General features: G+C 41.7%; 35 protein-coding genes. 34 read left to right on the top strand and 1 reads right to left on the bottom strand.

Annotated features, from left to right (window positions below; all coding sequences use genetic code 11):
- The first annotated feature begins 26 nt into the window (after positions 1 to 26).
- The 9 genes from JO943_RS09010 to JO943_RS08970 all read left to right on the top strand — a co-directional run bounded on the left by JO943_RS09010 (position 27) and on the right by JO943_RS08970 (position 5,000).
- Positions 27 to 254 carry a hypothetical protein gene (locus JO943_RS09010; protein WP_227614448.1) on the top strand — a complete coding sequence of 76 codons (228 nt, stop codon included), beginning with the start codon at positions 27 to 29 and terminating at the stop codon, positions 252 to 254.
- On the top strand, positions 251 to 541 hold the full coding sequence (locus JO943_RS09005) for a hypothetical protein (protein ID WP_202740589.1): 291 nt from the start codon (positions 251 to 253) through the stop codon (positions 539 to 541). The genes JO943_RS09010 and JO943_RS09005 overlap by 4 nt, the downstream gene beginning before the upstream one ends.
- Entirely contained in the window at positions 538 to 1,377 is an 840-nt protein-coding gene (locus JO943_RS09000) for a DNA cytosine methyltransferase (protein WP_202740588.1), read from the top strand. The genes JO943_RS09005 and JO943_RS09000 overlap by 4 nt, the downstream gene beginning before the upstream one ends.
- Positions 1,374 to 2,297 carry a helix-turn-helix domain-containing protein gene (locus tag JO943_RS08995; protein WP_202740587.1) on the top strand — a complete coding sequence of 308 codons (924 nt, stop codon included), beginning with the start codon at positions 1,374 to 1,376 and terminating at the stop codon, positions 2,295 to 2,297. Before JO943_RS09000 ends, JO943_RS08995 begins: the two co-directional genes overlap by 4 nt.
- Positions 2,297 to 2,710 carry a DUF1064 domain-containing protein gene (locus tag JO943_RS08990; protein WP_202740586.1) on the top strand — a complete coding sequence of 138 codons (414 nt, stop codon included), beginning with the start codon at positions 2,297 to 2,299 and terminating at the stop codon, positions 2,708 to 2,710. Before JO943_RS08995 ends, JO943_RS08990 begins: the two co-directional genes overlap by 1 nt.
- A 3-nt stretch (positions 2,711 to 2,713) precedes the next feature.
- Positions 2,714 to 3,187: a hypothetical protein gene (locus JO943_RS08985; protein WP_202740585.1), complete on the top strand. Its 474-nt coding sequence runs from the start codon at positions 2,714 to 2,716 to the stop codon at positions 3,185 to 3,187.
- Between the two features lie 65 nt (positions 3,188 to 3,252).
- Positions 3,253 to 3,579 carry a hypothetical protein gene (locus JO943_RS08980; protein WP_202740584.1) on the top strand — a complete coding sequence of 109 codons (327 nt, stop codon included), beginning with the start codon at positions 3,253 to 3,255 and terminating at the stop codon, positions 3,577 to 3,579.
- Positions 3,580 to 3,836: 257 nt separating this feature from the next.
- Positions 3,837 to 4,334, top strand: a complete 498-nt coding sequence (locus JO943_RS08975) for a hypothetical protein (RefSeq protein WP_202740583.1) — start codon at positions 3,837 to 3,839, stop codon at positions 4,332 to 4,334.
- A 435-nt stretch (positions 4,335 to 4,769) separates the two neighbouring features.
- Positions 4,770 to 5,000: a hypothetical protein gene (locus JO943_RS08970; RefSeq protein ID WP_202740802.1), complete on the top strand. Its 231-nt coding sequence runs from the start codon at positions 4,770 to 4,772 to the stop codon at positions 4,998 to 5,000.
- A 287-nt stretch (positions 5,001 to 5,287) separates the two neighbouring features.
- Here the strand turns inward: JO943_RS08970 and JO943_RS08965 are convergent, their stop codons facing one another.
- A complete protein-coding gene (locus JO943_RS08965; RefSeq protein WP_202740582.1) occupies positions 5,288 to 5,464 on the bottom strand; it encodes a hypothetical protein in 177 nt (58 codons plus the stop codon).
- A 346-nt stretch (positions 5,465 to 5,810) separates the two neighbouring features.
- Between JO943_RS08965 and JO943_RS08960 the strand changes: the two genes are divergently transcribed.
- The 25 genes from JO943_RS08960 to JO943_RS08840 all read left to right on the top strand — a co-directional run bounded on the left by JO943_RS08960 (position 5,811) and on the right by JO943_RS08840 (position 22,084).
- Positions 5,811 to 6,020, top strand: a complete 210-nt coding sequence (locus JO943_RS08960) for a hypothetical protein (protein WP_202740581.1) — start codon at positions 5,811 to 5,813, stop codon at positions 6,018 to 6,020.
- 266 nt (positions 6,021 to 6,286) lie between these two features.
- The gene (locus JO943_RS18515; RefSeq protein ID WP_227614446.1) at positions 6,287 to 7,459 is read left to right on the top strand and encodes a hypothetical protein; all 1,173 of its coding nucleotides are present in this window, start codon (positions 6,287 to 6,289) and stop codon (positions 7,457 to 7,459) included.
- A gap of 143 nt (positions 7,460 to 7,602) precedes the next feature.
- Entirely contained in the window at positions 7,603 to 8,070 is a 468-nt protein-coding gene (locus JO943_RS08950) for a hypothetical protein (protein ID WP_202740580.1), read from the top strand.
- Positions 8,039 to 8,683 carry a putative metallopeptidase gene (locus tag JO943_RS08945; protein ID WP_202740579.1) on the top strand — a complete coding sequence of 215 codons (645 nt, stop codon included), beginning with the start codon at positions 8,039 to 8,041 and terminating at the stop codon, positions 8,681 to 8,683. Before JO943_RS08950 ends, JO943_RS08945 begins: the two co-directional genes overlap by 32 nt.
- Before the next feature lie 59 nt (positions 8,684 to 8,742).
- Complete coding sequence (locus tag JO943_RS08940) at positions 8,743 to 9,291, top strand: DUF2280 domain-containing protein (RefSeq protein WP_202740578.1); 549 nt, start codon at positions 8,743 to 8,745, stop codon at positions 9,289 to 9,291.
- Positions 9,275 to 10,591 carry a terminase gene (locus JO943_RS08935; protein ID WP_202740577.1) on the top strand — a complete coding sequence of 439 codons (1,317 nt, stop codon included), beginning with the start codon at positions 9,275 to 9,277 and terminating at the stop codon, positions 10,589 to 10,591. Before JO943_RS08940 ends, JO943_RS08935 begins: the two co-directional genes overlap by 17 nt.
- Before the next feature lie 40 nt (positions 10,592 to 10,631).
- A complete protein-coding gene (locus JO943_RS08930) occupies positions 10,632 to 11,972 on the top strand; it encodes a DUF4055 domain-containing protein (RefSeq protein WP_202740576.1) in 1,341 nt (446 codons plus the stop codon).
- Between the two features lie 12 nt (positions 11,973 to 11,984).
- Complete coding sequence (locus JO943_RS08925) at positions 11,985 to 13,094, top strand: minor capsid protein (RefSeq protein WP_202740575.1); 1,110 nt, start codon at positions 11,985 to 11,987, stop codon at positions 13,092 to 13,094.
- Between the two features lie 19 nt (positions 13,095 to 13,113).
- Positions 13,114 to 13,329 carry a hypothetical protein gene (locus JO943_RS08920; RefSeq protein ID WP_202740574.1) on the top strand — a complete coding sequence of 72 codons (216 nt, stop codon included), beginning with the start codon at positions 13,114 to 13,116 and terminating at the stop codon, positions 13,327 to 13,329.
- Between the two features lie 55 nt (positions 13,330 to 13,384).
- A complete protein-coding gene (locus JO943_RS08915) occupies positions 13,385 to 13,774 on the top strand; it encodes a Gp49 family protein (protein WP_047428704.1) in 390 nt (129 codons plus the stop codon).
- 102 nt (positions 13,775 to 13,876) lie between these two features.
- Positions 13,877 to 14,668: a hypothetical protein gene (locus JO943_RS08910; protein ID WP_202740573.1), complete on the top strand. Its 792-nt coding sequence runs from the start codon at positions 13,877 to 13,879 to the stop codon at positions 14,666 to 14,668.
- 12 nt (positions 14,669 to 14,680) lie between these two features.
- The gene (locus tag JO943_RS08905) at positions 14,681 to 15,631 is read left to right on the top strand and encodes a major capsid protein (protein ID WP_123774757.1); all 951 of its coding nucleotides are present in this window, start codon (positions 14,681 to 14,683) and stop codon (positions 15,629 to 15,631) included.
- A gap of 87 nt (positions 15,632 to 15,718) precedes the next feature.
- Complete coding sequence (locus JO943_RS08900) at positions 15,719 to 16,057, top strand: HeH/LEM domain-containing protein (protein ID WP_202740572.1); 339 nt, start codon at positions 15,719 to 15,721, stop codon at positions 16,055 to 16,057.
- A gap of 3 nt (positions 16,058 to 16,060) precedes the next feature.
- Positions 16,061 to 16,441, top strand: a complete 381-nt coding sequence (locus tag JO943_RS08895) for a hypothetical protein (RefSeq protein ID WP_202740571.1) — start codon at positions 16,061 to 16,063, stop codon at positions 16,439 to 16,441.
- Complete coding sequence (locus tag JO943_RS08890) at positions 16,441 to 16,809, top strand: glutamate 5-kinase (protein ID WP_202740570.1); 369 nt, start codon at positions 16,441 to 16,443, stop codon at positions 16,807 to 16,809. Before JO943_RS08895 ends, JO943_RS08890 begins: the two co-directional genes overlap by 1 nt.
- Complete coding sequence (locus JO943_RS08885) at positions 16,809 to 17,042, top strand: hypothetical protein (protein WP_005183589.1); 234 nt, start codon at positions 16,809 to 16,811, stop codon at positions 17,040 to 17,042. The genes JO943_RS08890 and JO943_RS08885 overlap by 1 nt, the downstream gene beginning before the upstream one ends.
- Before the next feature lie 2 nt (positions 17,043 to 17,044).
- Positions 17,045 to 17,215 carry a hypothetical protein gene (locus JO943_RS08880; protein WP_202740569.1) on the top strand — a complete coding sequence of 57 codons (171 nt, stop codon included), beginning with the start codon at positions 17,045 to 17,047 and terminating at the stop codon, positions 17,213 to 17,215.
- A gap of 11 nt (positions 17,216 to 17,226) precedes the next feature.
- Positions 17,227 to 17,622 (top strand): hypothetical protein, encoded by a 396-nt coding sequence (locus JO943_RS08875; protein ID WP_202740568.1) that lies wholly within the window; start codon positions 17,227 to 17,229, stop codon positions 17,620 to 17,622.
- Positions 17,606 to 17,974 carry an HK97 gp10 family phage protein gene (locus tag JO943_RS08870; protein ID WP_202740567.1) on the top strand — a complete coding sequence of 123 codons (369 nt, stop codon included), beginning with the start codon at positions 17,606 to 17,608 and terminating at the stop codon, positions 17,972 to 17,974. The genes JO943_RS08875 and JO943_RS08870 overlap by 17 nt, the downstream gene beginning before the upstream one ends.
- Position 17,975: 1 nt before the next feature.
- Positions 17,976 to 18,374 (top strand): hypothetical protein, encoded by a 399-nt coding sequence (locus tag JO943_RS08865; protein WP_202740566.1) that lies wholly within the window; start codon positions 17,976 to 17,978, stop codon positions 18,372 to 18,374.
- A gap of 101 nt (positions 18,375 to 18,475) precedes the next feature.
- On the top strand, positions 18,476 to 18,829 hold the full coding sequence (locus tag JO943_RS08860; RefSeq protein ID WP_032866680.1) for a hypothetical protein: 354 nt from the start codon (positions 18,476 to 18,478) through the stop codon (positions 18,827 to 18,829).
- The gene (locus JO943_RS08855; RefSeq protein WP_202740565.1) at positions 18,829 to 20,241 is read left to right on the top strand and encodes a phage tail protein; all 1,413 of its coding nucleotides are present in this window, start codon (positions 18,829 to 18,831) and stop codon (positions 20,239 to 20,241) included. The genes JO943_RS08860 and JO943_RS08855 overlap by 1 nt, the downstream gene beginning before the upstream one ends.
- Before the next feature lie 52 nt (positions 20,242 to 20,293).
- Positions 20,294 to 21,211, top strand: coding sequence for a phage tail tube protein (locus tag JO943_RS08850; protein WP_202740564.1), 918 nt, complete (start codon positions 20,294 to 20,296; stop codon positions 21,209 to 21,211).
- Positions 21,212 to 21,302: 91 nt separating this feature from the next.
- A complete protein-coding gene (locus JO943_RS08845) occupies positions 21,303 to 21,818 on the top strand; it encodes a hypothetical protein (RefSeq protein ID WP_202740563.1) in 516 nt (171 codons plus the stop codon).
- 98 nt (positions 21,819 to 21,916) lie between these two features.
- Positions 21,917 to 22,084: a hypothetical protein gene (locus JO943_RS08840; RefSeq protein ID WP_202740562.1), complete on the top strand. Its 168-nt coding sequence runs from the start codon at positions 21,917 to 21,919 to the stop codon at positions 22,082 to 22,084.
- The last annotated feature ends 45 nt before the right edge of the window (positions 22,085 to 22,129 follow it).

Below are 22,129 nucleotides of genomic sequence, written 5' to 3'. Positions count from 1 at the left end.
ACTCAACCCACAACAGTGACTTTATCGTGGGGGATGTCGTCGTAATAAACACGCCACTCGAATTTGTAGATGGCACTTTTGACTCAGATGATCTGTTTACGGTTATGGCCGTACAGAACAGTGGGGTCTCAATCTGGTTGAAGGACAAGAAAATCATTGCGGCACATTCTGAATTGCGTCATGCGTCTATTGTTGAGCTTAGCGCAAAACATCGTCTCTCAAATTCTGAGAAAGTATTAACGGAGGTTTCATGAACATTGCCTCCAGATTGCCAGATTATAAACAAGCTCAGTCGATCCAGTCCTGGTATGAGCCAGCACTCAAACTTCTCAATGATCTACTTGAGCGTAATAAGGCCAATCTCCGTAAACGCGGGTACAACGAAGACAATGCAGCAATAACCCGTGAAGAGTTTAGACAGCAGCTTGCTCGCCGTGGCCGAATTACCTTGCACTTAGCCGGGGAAATTGAAACGAGCCTACATAAGGCCCAAAAGATTGAATACATGGGCGGATACGTTCGCCCTAAGGGGAATGCATGAATGAGTTGGCTCTTTTCGCAGGCGCTGGTGGCGGAATACTCGGATCGCATCTCATGGGATGTACAACAGCGTGCGCAGTTGAACGTGATGCCTACGCCGCACAAGTTTTGGCGCAACGACAAAATGATGGAATTCTCCCGGCTTTCCCAATTTGGTCTGACATTAAATCTTTTGATGGAAGACCATGGCGAGGAATTATTGACGTTATTTCTGGCGGATTTCCATGCCAGGACATCTCATCTGCCGGCAAAGGTGCCGGGATCAATGGAGAGCGTTCAGGACTTTGGTCAGAAATGGCACGAATTATCAGTGAAGTTCGACCTGGCGAAGTCTGGGTGGAAAACTCACCAATGCTTGTTTCCAGAGGACTTGCCAGAGTCATCAGTGACCTTGCCCAAATGGGGTATGACGCGCACTGGGCACGTTTTTCAGCATCTAACTTTGGAGCGCCCCATATTCGTGACCGAATCTGGATTGTTGCCTACTCCCAAAGCTTCGGACGGGAACAAGGGAGGGAAGCTCAACAATCATCCAAGAAATGGGTTGCCGGGTGCAGTTGCCAATTTTCCAACACCGACTCGGAGAGATTACAAGGGCGCGAATGCCTTGCAAACAAACCAAAAGAAATTGATGCGTGGGGAGCGAGCCCACATGGGGCAGTTGCCAAATGTAGTACAGCAACAAATGGGAGTGTCAATTGGTGGACGACTGAACCCGGATTGGGTCGGGTGGTTGATGGGGTGGCCCATCGGGTGGACAGACTTAAAGCCATTGGAAATGGACAAGTACCAGTCGTGGCTAAAAGCGCATTTGAATTCTTAGGAGCAGGTTTATGAGTTTAGATGCAACCATCTGGGCATTTAAGGCAGCAGTCAAAACATCAAGTCAGCGTCTTGTCTTACTTGCCTTGGCCGATCGAGCCGGTGACGAGCACAAATGCTATCCGAGCCTAAAACGTCTGGAGAAAGACACAGTACTCAACCGTAAAACCATCATTAAAGTTTTGGATGAACTCGAAGAAGGTGCATTCATAAAATTTACGGGTAAAACGACAGGTAACGGAGTAAAGATCTATCAACTGATCGGTGTTATAGGTCGGGAGGATGATGATCCAACCAGTCCCAAAAATGGAACTAGTACCAAAAACGGAACGGGTACCAATTTAGGTACTGGTTCCAAAAACGGTACTAGTACCAATAATGGAACTGCCAGTAGTACCAAAAACGGTACTGCAACCAGTACCAATATTGGGACACAGAACCTCCCAATGAATCTATCAATAGAATCTATAAATAAAAAACACTGGCTCTGTTCAAAAAAATTAAGTTTGGAAATTGCTCAAGCAAATCCCGACATCAACCCAAATGAAATTATCTCATCAACCTGGTTCAACCGTGAGTTAAGAGCGTTTGAATTATTTAACGCTGAAAAGAACCTGTGTGATGAGCTCATGATCTACCATTTTGCAAATTGGTTACTTGAAGCGAAAGCAAAACAAGACCGTTTGAAAAACTCTTCTCAACCGAACCAGAAGCAACCAGCAAAATCCAAAGACACGCTGACTGACAAACAAAGACATTTCTTTGCAAGCAAGTTATCTCGTTTACCTGAGTTCGCTAAATATTCCATAGGCAACGAAAGCTATGAGCAACTTGCTAAGCGTTTGGAACCAATGCTCAAGGATCCTGCAAACCTCAAGAAATGGGCTGAGTACCTGATCAACATCAGCAATGAATACAAGGGAAGCGCAGCCTGATGAGTAGTATGAGCCTCACCCAGTACCGTGAAGAAATCCTTAAGCTGTCTCATCAACCTAAGGCTGCCAAACGCAACAAGTTCAATGCCAGTAAGGTCGAATGCGATGGTATGACCTTCGATAGCAAGAAAGAGCACAAGCGGTACATTGAGCTCAAGGCTATGCAACAGCGTGGTGAGATTACCGGATTACAACATCACACTAAGTTTGAGCTGGCACCAAAAACAAAGATCGATGGAGAAAAGCGGACAAAGCCGGCACTGCGTTATTTTGCTGATTTCACCTACTACAACACTGTTGGTGAGTATGTCGTTGAAGATGTGAAGTCAGCTGCTACCAGAAAGAAAGACAGCTATAGAAATAAAAAGCATTTGATGAAAACGGTTCTAAATATTGATGTACGCGAGGTTTAAAATATGAACGCAAAATTAACAATCATGCAAACAACAGATTGGACAAAATACAGTACTGAGGGCTGGTTTCGTCAATTTGGGGCATGGATTAATGGAGATAGTGAAAATAGACAGAAATTTTATAAATGCTTACCTAAAAAGAAATTAAGCAAAAAGCAGCGAGATGAGCTATTTGCACAATATATGAGTGATGAAAGCTTTAAGGAGCCTAGCTATCATAAAGGGATTACTTGTCAGATCACTGATAATGAAGCAAGAGCATTTCAGCGCATAATTTTAGATTTAAGACAGCATGAAAGCGAGGTATTGCAAGAGTGGTTAGATGTTCTCTGGTGTGTCTGTGTCAATAACACAAAGTTAAGGAAAGCAGCAGAAATTTTTGAGACTTCTACTATTCAGATTCGCCAAGACATGAAATGTGGGTTGGCATTCATCTCAGGTAGATATCCAAATTTAAAATCGGATTTACTGCAATAAAAGATACTAAAAAATTGAAAGTTCTATAGACTCGCTTAACTGACTTAGGTTCTGCTGTGACCATTATGAAATCCACTCCGGATCAAGCTATTTATGATTTTAGTAATGCTGTATATAAGATTTCTAGAAGTAATTTTTACCAAATAGATCAGCCATTAGAAAAAGCAAAGTTCTTGGTTGAGTGTTTAAAGGTAATAAATGAATTAAAGATGGAAGAAGGGAGAATTATTCATAAGAATCAAACTGTAATTTACTGGCTTAATGAGGTGAAGTACTCGCTTTGGCTTGTGGAAACACCGGAACCAACCGAAAAGTTTGCTTTCTTAGATTATTTGACTCATGAGATGACGGCAATTTTCTATAACCAGAAGCCTGATGCAAGTTGCAGGTAAAGTAGGTACTTGCTTGTGTACACAAGTTATGGCATATTTATGTCACGTTGGAATTTTTATATTTAAAGCCATCATGAAAAGCTCGCATTATGCGGGCTTTTGTGTTGTAAGCTGATCAAAAAATTTTAGCAATATGATCCACGGCGGTAGAAATTTATAAAAACTTACATTGCTCACAAAATAGACAATAAAATTTACGTATTCTTCATTATTTAATTTTTAATAATTTTCTTATCTAAAAAAACGGAGGTAGTGCAATGCCACAATATCTACGTATTGCTGAGAAAGTTTACAAGCATTTTGAAAAAAGTAAAAAATTTAACACCTCATTTCAAGACTGTTTAAATATGATAATTAAACAGCTACGTGAGGAACTTAAAGATACAGATCTGAAGCTGCTTTGCAACTTTATAGACTTTGTTGACGGTTTTCATTGTGACCCCGCAGATGGTCATATCCATATAGATATAAGTCTAGTTCCAAACTATAAGAACAAAGATGAATTCATTCTTTGGCTGGCTAGTTTTATTGAAAAAAATACCGAAGGTGGAGTAAAACGGATACCGCCAGTATTTGATGAAATACCACCTGAGTTTTCTTTTGAGAATAATATAAAAACTATATTCAAAGAAAACAAAAAAATTTCATTTGACGAAAGTAATAAGAATATTTTTGATAAAAAAGAGGATGTTACAGCAAATTTAATTGATTCATACTTTAAAAGTGATGAATATAAACATTTTAAGAATCACTAAAAAGATGAAATTTTTAGAAGTCCTTCATTCCTTCTATGCATAAATATCTTTTTTTATACAGCTAAAGCCCGTATTTGCGGGCTTTTCCTTAGAAATAAAATATTAAATTGCTTGCTTCTAATGGATGTATGCTTTATCTCTAGTGAAGTACACAGACTCATAAGGATGGAGACAGTGATTGAATACATTCCCGATCAAGAGCAAGAGGAAGAAAGTTTAATTACTGCTAAATATGATGCGGCACATGAGAGACGTAGACGAATTCTGAGAGAAAGAAGAGGAGCCACCCCCGTTAAAGAGTTAAGTACTTCTTTAAAGTTTAAAGTTATAAGTCATGTTCGTAGTTGATAAAAACCAATTCTGATAGACATGTTTGTGGCAGGCACTTTTAATTTATGTGTTAAGCTTTAAATCATAAATTTAAGGATAAGTATGATGCACATCTGTATAGGTGGTGATTTAGACGGTGTAGTAGTGACTAACCGTGAAGGAACATACTTTGAAGCAAGCGAGATAGATTCTACTAAAGAGTCTACATACAATCGCCAAAGCTATATCATTGGTGAAAATACATATCGTTTTTGGCTTTGCGCTGAATTGCCCTATGCAGTAACAACTAGGATTGCGAACAATTACTTAGCTCAAAAATACCCATATCTTTCGTAATTTAATTTATATTAAAGGATATAGCTCATCTAAATGTGGGCTTTTTTGTATAGAGGATACTCGAAAAAAATGCTGGTAGAGGAGTAAAGTGCTGAAAACAATTAAAAAAGCCCCTCAGATCTGAGAGACTAGTCATATCAATTTTAGGGAATGAATGGTTGTAATTTCTTAAATAACTAAACAAATCAAATTGATAATAGTAGTTAAAAGTAAAATAAATCAGTGCACTAATTTATTCTTAATAGTAGCAGTACATTAAATAACTCGAAAGCGCTGCTAATAAGAAATTATTTGTTGTTAGGATCTGGCTGTTCATTATTTCCTGGCTGATCTTTATCGAGGCCTGGAACTTGTGAAGGTTGAGATTCAGTAGGGGAATTTACTTCTGTATGCTCATTTGATTGAGCTTTAATCGTATTTGCATGGCTGGTTGTATTTTGGGAAAAACTTTTGAAACCTGACATTTTTATCTTCTTAACTTCACTGTGGAGAGCCCATAGTACGCTTTAAAAGCCGTTACACTACGGTAGTTATAAGACCTATATGTATGAATATGTGCTGCAGATGATATTTATCTCGATGAAATATTTCACAAATAAAATCAATTATATATAACTACTTGAGTCTTATCACTTAATGGCTGGAAACATACGTTGTAAATTTCAAGTAGGGGTACATAAAGAACACATATATTTTTGATCAGGATTATTTTAAAAAGTCTAAAATTAATAAAACTTGATAGTTAGAAAATTACAGTTTGTATAAATGTACTCCTAGGCATACTATGATTGATTAAACTGGAGCATATTGATGCTAAAAGACATTACAGTTGTTGATTATCAGGGTAGCGAAAAAAGTGCACAGGCATGCTATCTAGAGGAAAATACAGAAGTTACACTTTCAAGAAAACGTATCCCAAGTGCAAAAATTGAATATATTTTGATTAAAGGTGAAATTATTTATCCTACTTTAGATTGGGTTTTTAATAGCTCTGATGGAAATAGCTATTATATAAAATGAATTGATCCGCTTCGGCGGGTTTTTAATTTTGCGCTTTAATTACAACGATGGGTTTAGAAAAACAAGTTGAACAAAAAATAACAATTACTAAGATTGCTTTTTATAAATTGAAATCTCAATTTTTTTTACTTATATATTCAATGGTTGAGAGAAAGTGTTAGTTCTTATAGAGAAGTGTTGATGTTGATCTTACTGCTTTACTTGGTTTTTATTTAAATAATATATCCTTATATTGTGAAACTTATTTTTAGAACAGTTGGTAAAAAATGAAAAAAATATTATTAACATTATTAATATCATCCTCTTACGCATTTGCAGCCTCTGATAATGGTGTTGAGCAAGATATCCGTAGTTATTCTGTATTACATGGTGTGAGTACTGCTGAAGCTAATCAAGCTATTTTTTTAGAGGCAAATAGGGATGCTGCTTTAGAAGCAATTGAGAAAGAGTTTAAAGGGCGTATTGCGGGTATTTACGTTGAAAATACACCAACTTATAAGATCGTTGTAAGAGTTAAAGGGTATGGCACTAACCAAAAGCGGAATGTAGCTATTAGCAATGCCAAAGCAAAAAGTAATCTTCCTATAGAAGTACAATATGGAGCTTCTGAAACAAGGGATACGGCTAAGGGGCAAATTAAGAAGGCTCAAGAGCTAGTAAAACGATATTTTACTAATGTACAAACAGCTAGTTATGATGAAAAAACTGGAAGTATTGTTGTAAATGTAAAAGGTAGTAATACATCAGAGAATTTCAAGAAAATTCAGCAGATTAAATCTGAGTGGAAGAACCCTAATATTCCTTTAGAGGTTAATTTTGTTAATTGGACAATTAAGCCTTTAGTTGATGCTCATGGTGGAAGTTTTGTAGTCGATAAGTCTCAAGCTCCAACCTATTATGATTGTACGACAGCATTCGGTATTAAGAACTCAGCTGGTACCAAATACATGAGTACAGCTGCTCATTGTCCTAATAATTTTGAAGATAAACAAAATGGGACAAAATACATATTTGTTGGAGAAAAACCATTTTCTCAATCGAATGATTTGCAATGGAACAGTACTGTAGCAAATATCACAAATAAATTTTATGTTGGGCCAAATACTACGCGTACCCTAACAGGGCGTAGAACTTTATCATCTACAAAAGTGGGTGATAGTGTTTGTCACTACGGCGTCGCGACAGGATATAGTTGTGGGAAAGTAGAGGTTGTTGGGACCTCGATTGGAGATCCAAGCTTTCCTGGTTCTTTTTGGGTAAAAGTTAATACCAATACCTGTGGTCCTAGTGACAGTGGTGGTCCAGTATTTACGGCGCTAACTATTGCAAGTGGTATTCTTTCTCTTGGAGCAATGGATGATGTAACAGGAGCGTGTCACGGATATTTCTATGTTCCAACAGATAAAATCTACGAAAATGGCTTTTCTTTTGTTTATTAATAAAATTCGATAAATTTACTTTTTCAAATGGAATTCATGTGAATGGATTCTCTCTGAAAAAATCGCTCACTCAGATGAGCGATTTTTTTGTTAGTTGAAAAGTTAAGTTGGCTGAAAGGTCGCCGTGACATACGGGTGAAAGAATGCATATCGACAAGTATTTTATACTCACCAGAAAACTTGTACCGAAACCCAAGCCTAAAAGCAGACCACTGCCGAAAGCCAAACAAGCCTACCTAGATACATTTGAAGATCTGGAACGTGCCTTACAAATATTAGAGATCAAATACGAAAAATTATTCCAATTCAAATCAACAAAACATTGGCGTTATGACTTTCACCTTATTGAGCACAGGATTTTAATTGAGATTTCTGGTGGACCCTGGTCCGGTGGACGTAAAGGTAAATTGGCAAATAAAGCTTGGAGCCTGGATAAATATGATGAGGCTTGGGAAAAGGGTTATACCGTTATACGTATTGAATCATCTACTCGATACAAGATTGATGAATCAGGACCAACGCAGATAGAAGCAAGTCATGCTGACCAATGGCTTAAAAGTTTAAAGAGGCATAAATTCAATGAGCCAGATTCGACCATTTCCACCGACTGAATTGATGGACCAAGCCGATGAGGAAGAAGCGATCCGCTTGGCACCGGCACAGGATATGAAGGATTGGGTGGTAAAGAATTTTTTAACCATTGGTGGACCACTACACAATCCGGATCATGACCATATTGCTGAGCTCATCCACGACAGCGAAGAGTTCCTTGCATTTGCTTGGGCATCATCCGCATGTGTAGCTAAAAAGCGTATGGTGCTCGGCCAGTGTGAAAAGGTGATGTTTAACCAAGGCGGATGGCGTAAAGCCCGACAAGAGCAGCAGATGCGGGATTGGTTCGGTTATGTACCGGTATATCTCATTACCATTGATGCTAGCTTTTGCGAACAGGCTTCAGATCGGGATTTCTGTGCTTTGATCGAACATGAGCTTTACCACATAGGTGTTGAGCGAGATCCTGAAGACGGCGAGCTGATCTATAGCGATATGACAGGCTTGCCGAAACACTACTTGGCTGGCCATGACGTTGAAGAGTTTGTTGGTGTGGTCAAACGCTGGGGAGCAAGCGAAGACGTGAAGCGACTTGTTGAAGTGGCGAAGCAAGCGCCGTTTGTATCAGATGTAAATATTTCTAGGTGCTGTGGGACATGCATTATTGGTTGAGCCTTAGGGCTCATTTTTTTTGCCTGTCTTGTTGTACGTAGTTGTACGGAGGTGCGTTTATGGCGGCACTAAAAGAGCCTGTAAAAATCTTTATAGTTCAGTCTCTTGCTTGCCGTGATACCCCTCAGGAAGTAGTGGAGAGCGTCAAACAAGAGTTTGATATGGATATTACCCGAAGCCAATGCCAAGCGTACGATCCAACCAAATATTCAGGCCGCAATCTAAGTAAGAAGTATGTTGAGCTTTTTGAGGAGACAAGGGCGAAATTCGATGAAGGCCTGATAGATATTCCGATTGCAAACAAGTATTACCGTTTGCGGCAGTATCAAAAATATCTGGATAAAACCCGAAACGTTAAAACTGGAATGAAGTTACTGGAGCAAGCTGCAAAGGACATTGGTGGGCAGTTTAGCAATCGCCAAGAGGGTGCGGCTTCCAACGGCGGTGAAGCAGGCCAGACTAAAGCCGATGTTGAACTTGAGATTAAAAAGCTAGAACTGCAAAAGCTGCAGCGTGAAGTGAATCCACCGGAGCATCGTCCACCTGGTGAGGATTACAAACTTGTTTTGAATCCTGATGAGGAGATACCAGATGAGCCAATTCTTTAATCCTCCAGAAGGTTCAGTTCAATTAACACCAAAACAGGCCAATATCTATTTATGGGGCTGGCAGAAAGAAGCGCGTTTTCGTGATGCTGTGTGTGGTCGTCGTTTTGGTAAAACCTTCTTGGCCAAAGCCGAGATGCGCAGGGCAGCAAGACTGGCCGCTCAATGGAATGTTTCGGTTGAAGATGAGATCTGGTATGCAGCACCGACCTTTAAGCAAGCCAAGCGGGTATTCTGGAAAAGATTAAAACAGGCAATTCCTGCCTCATGGAGAGCTGGCAAGCCCAATGAAACCGAGTGTTCGATTACTTTAAGAAGTGGCCATGTTATTCGTGTTGTTGGTCTGGACAACTATGATGATCTTCGTGGATCTGGCTTATTCTTTCTGATTATTGATGAATGGGCCGACTGTAAATGGGCAGCATGGGAAGAAGTACTTCGACCAATGCTTTCAACCTGTAAGTATGTGGTCAACGGCGAACAGCGGGTTGGGGGAAATGTATTAAGGATCGGGACACCCAAAGGCTTTAACCACTGTTATGACACATTCATGGATGGTCAGCCTGGACATGAGCCTGATTGTAAGAGTTTCTCTTATACCTCCTTACAGGGTGGGAATATTCCTGAATCAGAGATCATCGTTGCGAAACGCAAGATGGATCCTAAGACGTTTAGCCAGGAATATGAGGCCAGCTTTGAAAGTTATCAGGGCGTTATCTTCTATTGCTTTAATCGAACGTTAAGCGCATCTACTGAAACAGTTCAACCGAATGAAGTACTGCACATCGGTATGGACTTTAACGTTACCAAGATGGCAGCAGTGGTCTATGTTCGCCGTGGTGAGCAGATGCATGCGGTTGATGAGTTTGTAAACCTGTTTGATACCCCTGCAATGATTGATGCAATTCAGGAACGCTATCCTGATCATGAGGTTGCTGTTTATCCCGATGCTTCGGGTGAGAACCGAAAGTCTAGCAATGCAAGCGAAACCGATCTGGCGCTACTTAGAAAGGCTGGATTTAAGGTCCACGTCAACAGCAGAAACCCTGCTGTGAAGGATCGAATCAATTCAATGAATGGCATGCTCTGCAATACCTTGTCTGAGCGTCGATTATTCGTAAATGTGACCAAGTGTCCGCACTTTGCAAAATGCCTGGAACGTCAGATCTATGATGATTATGGGCAACCAGATAAGAAGTCTGGCTTTGACCACATGAATGATGCAGGTACTTATCCAATCGCATATTTATTCCCGATCGACAAAAAGTCAGCAGGAATGCGAAGGATCCGAGGCATGTCTTAACCAACGCACCTATTACAGGTGCTTTTTTTATGGTGTTTTTATGGCAGTTACTGATAAACATCCGCAGTATATTGCTGCACAAAAAAGCTGGCAGATGATGCGTGATGCCATTGCTGGTGAAGAGCAGATCAAGCAGGCGACTATTCGTTATTTGCCTAAATCAGCTGGCATGATCGAGGCTGAGAAGCAGGGTGATACTACAGGTGAGATCTATAAGGCATACGTGAACCGTGCTCAGTATCCGCTATGGGTTCAGGATTCATTACGGACCATGATCGGTCTGGTCTCAAAACTTGAGCCAGATATTGTGATTGAAAGTTCTTTGCTTAAGGGGTTGATCAATAACGCGACCAATGACGGTTTTGGGCTTAAGCAGTTGTTTATTCGCGTATGTGTTGAACTGCTGGAGTGTGGCCGATGCGGCTTATTGGTGGACGTAGATGGCAACGGCGTTCCTTATTTTGCAATGTATGACGCGCTATCAATCATTAACTGGAAAGAAAACAGCATTGGTGGCCGTAAGGATCTCAAGCTGTTGGTGCTCGAGGAGCAGTTTGATAATAGCGAAGATGAGTTTGGTCATGATACGAAAACCGTGCACCGTGTTTTATCCATGCAGGATGGTGCTTTAACAGTTCGGCTGTTTGATGGGGCGCTACCTGAAGATAAAACACCAGATCTGGGGGGTAACCAGCTTTCCTTTACGCCGTTTGTATTCTGCGGTACCACAGACAACTCACCTGATGTAGGTTCAGTACCATTGTTGACGATGGCCAAAGCTGCATTGAAGTATTACCAGTTAAGTGCAGATTATTACCAGTCATTGCACCATACGGCGCATCCACAACCATGGGTTAGTGGATTAGATGAAGATTCCGATATTAGCGTGACTGGAGTCATGGCTGTCTGGAGTCTCCCTAACGAGTCGACTTGTGGTTATCTCGAGATTTCGGGCGATGGCATCGACATGACCAAAAAGGAAATGGATGCCCAGAAAAACTCGGCGCTTGAAGCCGGTGCAAAGGTCATTGATACCAATAGCCAGGAATCTGGTGAAGCCCGCCGTGCACGTCAGGATGATCAGCATGCCAGCTTGCACAGTATTGTGATGTGTGCTGCTGAAGCCATTGAACAAGCAATTAAATATGCGGCTCAGTGGTTAAAGCTGGATCCTTCCAGATACGCATTTACGGTGAAGCCTGAGTTTGTCGTAGGGCAATACGATATCAATCTTGCTAAACAACTTTACGAAGGTGCACTAGCAGGCAAGAATTCATTCCAGACATACTGGGAGTATCTGGTGACTGGGAAATTACCAGCACATGAATATAAAGATGAATTAGAGCGTATAGAAGTAGAACAGGAGAGTGCGCCACTATAGAGGTAACGTTTTATGGCAAATCATGATGAAAAAATTCTGTTTAATGTTCTAACACAGCATCAGGCATATTTATATCGTGCTGCTTCGAGATCAGTGAATGAACTGCAAGGCATTTTTAATGATGCAACGTTAGATATGCTGACCCGATTAAATGGTTTGCTTGATGAATTAAGCGATGCTGAGAAGATTGCACTTGCTGGTGGTCAGTATACAACCTCAAATTTACGTGAAGTTCGGGATCTCATTAACCAGTGGTTTACGTCAATTCATGTTGCTATACCAGAGACGTTCGCCGTATCAGCCATTTCATTTGCAGTTTATGAAGCGAATTACACGTCAAAACTGTTTGGCCATTCAACAAAGAAAGCTCATAAAGGAGAACAGCTTTATAAAGCAGCGAAACAGGTCCCTTTGGCGGGTGGAGCACTCGTTGATGAACTTTTATCTAAAATCGCAGAAACTGCTCGTCAGAGAGTGGAATATGCGATTCGTGATGGCATTAATACCGGGATGACCAATCACCAGATTATTAAACGTATCCGTGGTACCAAAAGACTTCAATATGAAGACGGGCTTTTAAACAGTACCAAAACTGATATTGATCGTACGGTAAGGACTATACGTACTCATGTCTCCAATCAGGCCTATTTAAACAGTTTTAAAGAGCTAGATATTCAATATGTCAGGTTTATCAGCGTACTCGATGGAAGAACTTCCAAAGTTTGTGCTTCCCTGGATGGCTCGGTCTGGAAAATTGATGATCCTGCAAAACGTGTCCCGCCGTTACATCCTAACTGCCGAAGTACCTTGGTTCCTGTTGAGAAGGATGGGCAACTGGCTGGTCAACGACCTTTTGTCATGGATGAGCGCAAAGTTAAGGACATTCCTAAAGAGGAACGTGGTCAGCTGATTGGCCAGTTAGACGCAAACACCACCTTTAAAGAATTTTTCAAAAAAACAGATGATTTCTTTCAAAAGGAATGGCTCGGTCCAAAACGTTACAAGCTCTACAAAGAGGGAAAGTTTGATTTTGAAAAGTTCTTCGATCCTGAAGGTGAGCTTTATACATTAGAGCAATTAAGACTTCTGGATGAACGAGCTTTTAAAGAGCTGGGTATTTAAAGTAAGGAAGGTATTTAAAATGTCTAAATTATCAATCTGCGAATGCAAAAAGCGCAAGGAAGAACTGGAAAAAGCTCTAACGTTTCAGATTGCAGAACTGGTCAATAAGTTTGAAATCGAAACGGGTGTCAATATTCATGATATTTACCTGAATTTTACTGATGTGTCTGAAATTGATCGGCCTGATCGTTATGTGTTTACGAGCGTCACAGTCAAAACGCTAGAATCTGATTAACTATTTTCATTAATCGTAAGGCACCCAAAAGGGTGCTTTTTTGTGAGTAAAAGAAATGTCAAATACCGAGCAACAAATTGAAAATGAAATTCAAAGTAAGGGGCTAAATGCACCTCGCTTAATACCGAGTCATATCGATTCAGTTATTAAACATGTTGCCTACTTTACCGCAGGAGATGGCTTTGTTGGAGCAATTACTGGTTCCGCAGAATTTAACAATCTTCCTGAAGAGGAGCGTGTGGTAATTACTCCTCAGGAATTAGACCTACTGACATTTTGTGTAATTATACTTAAAAATGGTTTTACGGTTACAGGTGAATCTGCATGTGCAAGCCCTGAAAACTTTAATGCTGAAATTGGCCGGAAAGTTGCGTATGAAAATGCCCGTAATAAAATTTGGGCGTTAGAGGGTTATTTGCTTAAGGAGAAATTGCAACAACAGTAAATCTCAACAAAGTTCTAAATATTTATCAATTCAAGCGTCCTAAGGGCGCTTTTTTTATTGCCTTGAGATAAGGCACAACTTAACCAAACGAGAGGTTTGAACATGTCATTGCCATTTATTGTAGATTCATTGGACCAGATCCAAGAAGAACATCGTGCTTTGTATGTTGAGGAGGACGGGAAGTTTCGCTTTGACTTAGAAGGTTACGAAGATCCCAAAGGCCTAAAAACTGCACTTCAAAGCGAGCGTGATGCCGCTAAGACTGCACAACGCGAATTACAACGCCTGCAGAAACAGTTTGAGGGTATCGATCCTGAAACCGTTAAAAAGTTATTTGCCCAACTGGAACTTGATGAAGATGCAAAGTTAATTGCTGAAGGCAAAGTCGGTGAAGTCATTCAAAAGCGTACCGAGAAGATGCGTGAACAACATGACAAGTTACTGAATGCTGAAAAAGAACGTGCGGATAAGGCTGAAGCCTATGCCAATAAGTTTAAACAGTCCGTGGTTCAAAGCCAGATTGTACAGGCTGCTCTTGAACTTGAAGCACTACCAGAAGCAACTGTTGATATCGCATTTCTTGCCCAGTCTAAATTTGTATTAGACGAGGATGGCAAAGCGGTCGCAGTCGATTCAAACGGTGACGTCGTCATTGGTAAAGATGGCAAGACGCCATTATCACCAAAGGAATGGGTCGAAACCTTGCGTGAACAAAAACCTTACTTCTGGCCAAAAGCAAATGGTTCAGGTTCACCTGGCAGCACCAATACAAAAACTCAGGTCGATATCACTAAACCTGATGGATCTGTGAACCTCACTAAATTAGCTCAATTACGAAATGAAAATCCGCAGTTAGCCAAAGAGCTTGCTGCAAAACATGGTATTAAACTTTAAGGAGAAGGCCAAATGGCTGAAACAAAAATTGCTGATGTAATTGTTCCGGAATTATTCACACAGTACGTTCTAAACAAAACTACCAAGAAATCTGCTTTATGGCAGTCCGGTATTGTTGGTGAGCTGGATGTTGAAGTTGCATTCGGTACCCAAGGCGGATCTACCGTAAATATCCCGTTCTGGAACGATCTGGATGGTGAGTCTGAAGTTCTGTCAGATAGTCAGGCCTTAACCGTAAATAACATTGCAGCAGGTCAGGATATTGCGATTTTACATGCCCGCGGTAAAGCTTGGGGTGCTAATGACTTAGCCAAGGCATTGTCTGGTGATGATCCACTGGGTGCGATTGGTGATCTTGTTGCAGATTACTGGGCTCGTGAATTTCAGGGCTTTACCGTGAATACGCTTAAAGGTGTGTTCGGTTCTGCCAGTATGGCCAGTAATATCCACGATATTTCAGCAGGTGCGGGCGCTGCAGCAGTTATTGACGGCGTTTCCTTTATCGATGCGTCTTATAAGTTGGGTGATGCTGTTGATAAATTAACTGCAATTGCCATGCACTCAGCAACGATGGCTGCATTGGCGAAACAAGGTCTGATTGAAACTGTACGTGATGCAGATGGTGTGGTGCTTTATAAAACCTTTATGGACCGCCGTGTCATTGTTGATGATGGCATGCCTGTAGACGGTGATGTATTCACTTCATTCCTGTTTGGCCAGGGAGCAATCGGCTTCCAGGATATCGGCGCACCGGTTGGAGTTGAAACTGACCGTGACAGTTTAGCCGGTTCAGACATTCTGATTAACCGCCGTCACTTTGTTCTGCATCCTCGTGGTATTAAATGGGCTGGCGCAATGGGCGTTGCACCGAACAATGGAGGCCTTTCAACAGAAAGTAACTGGGAACGCGTATACGATCCAAAGCAGATTCGTATTGTGGCGTTTAAACACAAGGTCAAATAACGAAAAGCCGGGATAACCCGCCTTTAGTATTTTTGCCTTTCGGTAACTACTGGAAGGCAACTTTAATAATTATTTGGAGATCCTCACATGGGACTTTCATCATTTAACCGAGCACGGGAACGACAAATGACACAAGAAAAGGTGAATGAACTTGAAGAGCAACTGGCAGGCGTAAAAGGTGAGTTTATTGCATTCAAAAATGATCCTGATGCAATGAAGGCGCGTATTGCCGAGCTGGAAGCTGGTGCGGGTGATCAGAATCAAACGGGTGCAGGTGATAACCAGGAACAGAATAAACCTATTGATTATTCATCTCTGAAGGTAGATGAAATCAAAGCTGTCTTGACTGAAAAAGGCATTTCTTTTGACGGCGTTACCCGTAAAGACGATTTACTTGCACTCATTCCTCAAGAGCCAAAGGAATAATCCATGAGCTTTATCACTGAACAAGAAGCGATTGAACATGTACAAGGCTTTGATGCTTTATCTGCCAGTGATAAGGCTGATTATTTGCAAAAGGCCGAAGCCTATCTGATCGCCCGTAACGTGAAACCTTATGAAGATGTGACACAAGTGCCTAAGGCACTAAAAACAGCCTCATACGAGATCATTAAGGGCATCCTGAAGGGTGAACTCTACCAAGGGCAGGAACAGGTCTTAAAACGTAAAAAGATTAAGGCTGATTCGGTTGAATCGGAAAAGGAATACCAGGATGGGTCCATAAAGCTGAATGCCACTGAGCAATACATTCTGGATCTGATTAAGCCATTCACCAAGCGCTCTTCAGTATTTTTTATCCGGAGGATCTAATGGGCTTACGTGACGAGCTGCAGGCAGACATTGCCGAGGCATTTAATGAAGATCTCATAGATGCCGTTCAATCCCTTTCGTGTGAGCGGATCATCAAAAAAGATTGGGATCCTCTGACTGAAACCCACAAGACAATCAAAGAAAATTATTCTGGCCGTGGGGTTTTGTTTGGCTCATACAATCAATATGAGATCCAGACGCTCGGTGTCTTGGCCACCGATAAAAAGGCGGTTGTTCTACAGAATGAAGTAACCATGGTACCGAAAATTGATGATGAGTGGTTTACACCACTTGGCAATTTTCGAGTCATGCATATTCAACAAGATCCAGCTGAAACAATCTGGAAATGCCAGTTGAGGAAGGTGTAGTGAAATGGCTAGTTATCGCTGCGATTCTTTTTATCGTGATTCTTTTAATCTGCCGCCTTCTGATTGGAACTCACAATGAGTGGGATAGGGAAAAAAGGGAAATTGAAGAAAATGATAGTGAAGGTATCAAGCAAACAAAACTTTGGTACTCATTAAATCGGGATACGGTTGTTTCTGGCCGATTCACCGTAGGAAAGAAACATCGAATCACCTATCGGCCAAAGTTGGAGTAAATATGACTTGGACCGTATATAAATTTCACGACAGTGTGCAGGTGGTACCTGATGATGATCTAAAACCACACACATTTTTTCATTGCGAATGCCATCCCGATTATAAGGATGGCATTTTTATTCATTACTCATTTGATGGACGCGAACTCACTGAAACGTCATTACCAAGTTAACAGGAGATCCCATGGTAAATACAAACTATGTGCCTGAATGGTATATGTCACCATTTCAGCATATTCAATATACGCTGGCCCGCAATCAGATTCACATGGATCTGTTATTCGATGACATGCAGGAGGCGGATCAATTCCTTGCTATCGAAGGAGCCGCTGCTCAAGTTGATTATTACCAGGAAGGGACTTATGCAGTCGTTCAACTTGGTGATACTTCGGGGCGAGATCTAATCGAAGTATATGGGCTGCTTTTGCATGAAGCGGTGCATGTCTGGCAGCGAGTTAAAACACTTATGGGTGAGCGTGAACCTAGTACTGAATTTGAAGCTTATTCAATTCAAGCGATCGCTCAGGATCTCTTCGAGATGTATCAGGCAAGTGAGGTGAAGGTTGGGATGGAAGGGTAAAAAGCCAAATGAATTCGCCGTGCAGATCGTCAGCGATTCAGAACAAAATGTAAAAAATATTGTGATGGATACAGTTCAGTCCTTGGTTGTTTCCAGTCCAGTTGACACTGGTGCTTATCGTGCTTCACACATTGTTTCTATCGGTTCTGCTGATATGGGGGTACGTGAACCTGAGGTAAATGCCAATCAGGATGCAGCGGTCCAAGCGGTTAAAATCAAGCTGGGAAATCTGGTCTATATCCAGAACAATCAGCCTTATGCTGAACGTCTGGAAAATGGCTGGTCAGATCAGGCACCTCAGGGCATCTATAGCACCACATTTAACTTTATCTCTCAAAAGTACGGTGGCTAATATGGCAATGACACTTGAACAAGCAAGACAAGCCATCATTGCTCGCATGCAGGGCTTTACTGGTATCGATCAATCGCGGATCCAGTATCCGAATGCACCAGAATTTAAAGTGCCTAAAATTGGCCTGTGGTGTCGTCTGACAATAGCGGGTGGATCAAGCTTTATTTCAGGTATAGCTGACAAGCCATGCACACGGCGAACCGGCAATATCATGATTCAATGCTTCGACCGGCAGCATACGGGAGAGAAAGCGATTACCGAACTCAGTGATGCATTACTGGCTCATTTCGAGTATTTCAATATTGATCATCTTGAGTGTTTGCAGGGGCAGTCGATCAATGCAGGCAAGGATAGCGATTTCATCCAGTTCAACGTAACGATCGGCTATAAAGTAAATTGAGTAAAACAAAATAAGATTTATTGAATGGTCGCCTAAGGGCGATTTTTTTATTTTTAACTACCACCGCATCGGTGGTTTTTTTATGTCTATAGGAATCACTTATGAGCAATTTTGTTTTTAAGCGCGGTGACACCTTTAATCTGGATTTGCAGCTTGTCGATATGAGCGAGGCTCTGCAATTCCCGCCTGATGATGTCCGCCGTGCGATTAACCTGACAGGTTATGTATTTACATCTCAAGTAAAAGAGCTGCATACCGGTGCTGCCGTTGCAACTTTAACCTGTACTGTATTAAATCAGGCTACACAGAAAGGCTGGTTAAAGGTGACGTCTGGGGCAAGTACTTCAGCGTGGCCTCTGGGACTAGTCCAGATGGATCTTAAAGCTGTGGGTGGTGGTGTAACTCAACATTCTGAAACTTTGATGTTTCTGGTAGCTGATGGAGTAACAGCATAATGGCCAATCTTGTTTTTAAGTTCAATTGGGAGCATCGACCTTTTCCCTATAATGCCGCACCTGGTAAGTTACAATTTATGCTGCCTTTTGCCTCTGGTATTCCGAATCTGACACCGGATATTTCCCAAGTCCAAGGTGCGGGAGCAGCAGCAAAAGCAAATATTGGAGCTGATGGTTATAATATTCCTGTTGCCAGAGATACTTTTAAAGCAGCTTACTCCAATGGCGTAGATATTTACTGGTCTGGGAACGGAGCAAATCCACCACCACCCCCATTTGCTGATCTTAACGAGGCACCCACGGGTACCAGATTATTGCTTGCCCGATCAGATGGAGAAATGGCGAACAGACCTATAGGTTTAAAATCCCGTTTGTTTTATGTAGAGACAAAGGGCGCATATACAACCAATGCAGGCAAGTTACAACTGGCTTATTCCTATGGATTAGAATCTGATTTTGCATTACGAACAGCTGGTTCAGATGGTACTTATACACCTTGGCGATATGCTGTGACATCACTCTCACCAACCAGCTTAGGTTCGGCGGCATCATATAACGTCGGGGTGAATTCGGGTGATCTAATGGCTGTTGGAGCTTTTGGTTTAGGAACTAATACTCCAGATTATGGTCGGGTGCCTCTCAACATTGCTGAATACAATAATGGCCAGGTAATTCGATGTACTGGTGGAGATTCTACGGGACATGGCGAAGGAGTAGGTGATGCAATTGGTTTACCTGCAGGGACATTTGCCGCGCAGTACTTTACTGTGGGAGTGGCAAATGCACATGCCATGATGTACCCGATGAATGTGCGCCATAGTTTATATCATGGGACTATGACGGTTAACTCTGGTTCAATGAAGGTTAAGCGTTATTTTAAAATTCTGGATGAGAGTAATACGCAAACAGATTCAAATGGTTTTATTAAGGCCGCTTCTCCAGTAGTCAATCTTTATGCTGATCGAATCGAACCAAACGGTGAGGCTGAGGAACAAGAAATTAAGTTCTTCCGGAATGACGTAGGATGCTATCTCTTACAAGGTTCTACAGGTTTTGCAGAACAAGGTTGGTACATCGAGATGCCAAAGGATGCCAAAGGAAATATTCTTGTCAGTGTCGAATATCAGACTTTAGAAAATGGTGATATTTCCATTAAGACCTATAAGAAAAAATTCGACTTTGAATCTGCATCAATTGTTTCTGATCTTGATAAACCGATGGATATTCCAGAAAGCCGGTTTATTAGTATTCGACTTAATAGTTTGCCTGAGCCTGAACTGGAACCGGATGAGCCATTTCCTGAAACACCAGTTGAGTTCCAGCCAACCAATCTGGCTCAGGCCGTAGCTGCTGCGATGGATGGTGTGGAACCGCCTGAGATCAAAGAAGAACAGACAAACGAATCACTTTAATAGCCCGCTTAATCAGCGGGTTTTTTAATGCCTAAATTTTGGAGAACAATAAATGAGTTCAGGCGCAAAAATCCGGTTATATGCTTGTGAAGAGGCAGTGCTCGGTACCACTCCAGCAAATCCGGTGTGGTACACCGTTCGCCGTGTGTCGGATGGATTATCCGAAAACGTATCTACCGAACAAAGCAATGAAGTGGTGGATTCACGCTTCCGTCAGGGTGCTTTGGTAACTGAAGTTGAAGTCACTGGCCAGCTGGAATTTGAGTTATCACTTGGGACCTTTGATTTATTCCTGAGTGTGCTGGCTTTCAATAATTGGTCGGCCAACTCCCTAAGCTTTGCCGCTGGTGTACGTAAATCTCTGACCTTGGTTAAGGTTTTTGAGGATATTGGTCAGGTGTTTATTTACCGTGGTATACAGGTCAATACCGGTGAAATCACGATTCAGACCACAGGAAAGATTACAGGTAACTTTGGCTTGGTCGGTACTTCCTTTACACCTCAGCAAGTCAACCCTGTGACCAATCCGGTACCAGCTTCAAGCCGTCCAGTTGTCAGCATGCCAAATGTTGAAAAGTTACTGATTAATGGCCAGTCGATCCAAGGTAAAGCTTGTCTGCAGTCACTCACCATTAACTTTAATAACAACCTGGAAGCGATCCGCTGTATTGGATCTGGCAAATACACGCCAGAGTTCTACTTGGAGAAGATGATAGATATCGGTGTAAACGGTAATTTCATGTTCTCGGCGACATCTGCAGCTTGGATCAATGCGATCAAAACCCGTGATGTATTCACGCTGGGCTTTGATATCAAGGACAACAAAGGTAGCAAGTACTCTTTGAGTTTCCCGCAATTGGAAGTCATGGAAGCTAATCATCCTGACGGCGGTGGTGATGACATCATCACGGTAGACATCAACTTTGCCCAAGTGCGTACCAGCCCAACCATTGTACGTGCACTGGTGTAGTAAGCGGGTATAACGCAATTATTCATTAATTCAAAACCAAAGCCTATGTAATGCCATGGGCTTTTTTATTGCTTAAATTTTAGAGGTCGTTATGGCGTTAAAAGTCGGTATTGTACAAAGTTCAGAGGTATCTAAATGGTGCCAGTTCAAAAATGATAAAGACGAGGTTCAGGCCGAATTCAAGATCCGTGGCATTGCCTATAAACCATTTCAAGTGGCGATCGAACGGGCAGGTAATCAGATTACATCCAAAGGCTATGACGTGATGGCCACAGATCCTGCTGACAAGCTTTATCATGAGTTGCTTATGGATGCCTGTGCAGCGCATCTGATTGAAGACTGGAAGGGCGTAGTTTTTGCTGAGGTCGTCAATGGCCAGACTGTAGAGACTGACATGCCATACACAGCCGAGAATGCTTCCAGGCTATTCAACCTTGGCGACATCGGTGTGGCCATCTGGTTATTCGTTAAAACTGAAGCCCAAAAGATTCAGGAAAATGCTGATAAGGACAAGGCCGTTATCCTGGGAAAGTCATTGAGCTCTACAAATACCAAAAAACGTACGCATCGAAATCGCCGCACGAAATCGAACAAATCAAGTTCTTAGGTGGCCATATTCCTGAGCCACCTGAATCATCCTATGCCGCTGAATCAATGCTCTTAGCCTTCAGCACGATTTGCAGATCCAGACGCTATGAGCAGGGTATGCCGTTATCAATAGACCAACAGGCCATTAATGTTTATGCCGAGCATAATGATCTGCCTGTTGGTCCACATATATTTAACGACTGCATCTTTGCTTTGGATGATCTGTTTCTGGAAGAAGCCTATAAAAAGGTGAAGGCTAAAACTACAAATACTCAAACGAGATAATGTAATTGCCACCTTCGGGTGGTTTTTTAATGCCAAAAGAAAAGC

The organism is Acinetobacter sp. 'aerobic (ED)' (assembly GCF_904886855.1).
GTDB lineage: Bacteria > Pseudomonadota > Gammaproteobacteria > Pseudomonadales > Moraxellaceae > Acinetobacter > Acinetobacter courvalinii.
This window is presented reverse-complemented; position numbering and strand designations above follow the sequence as displayed.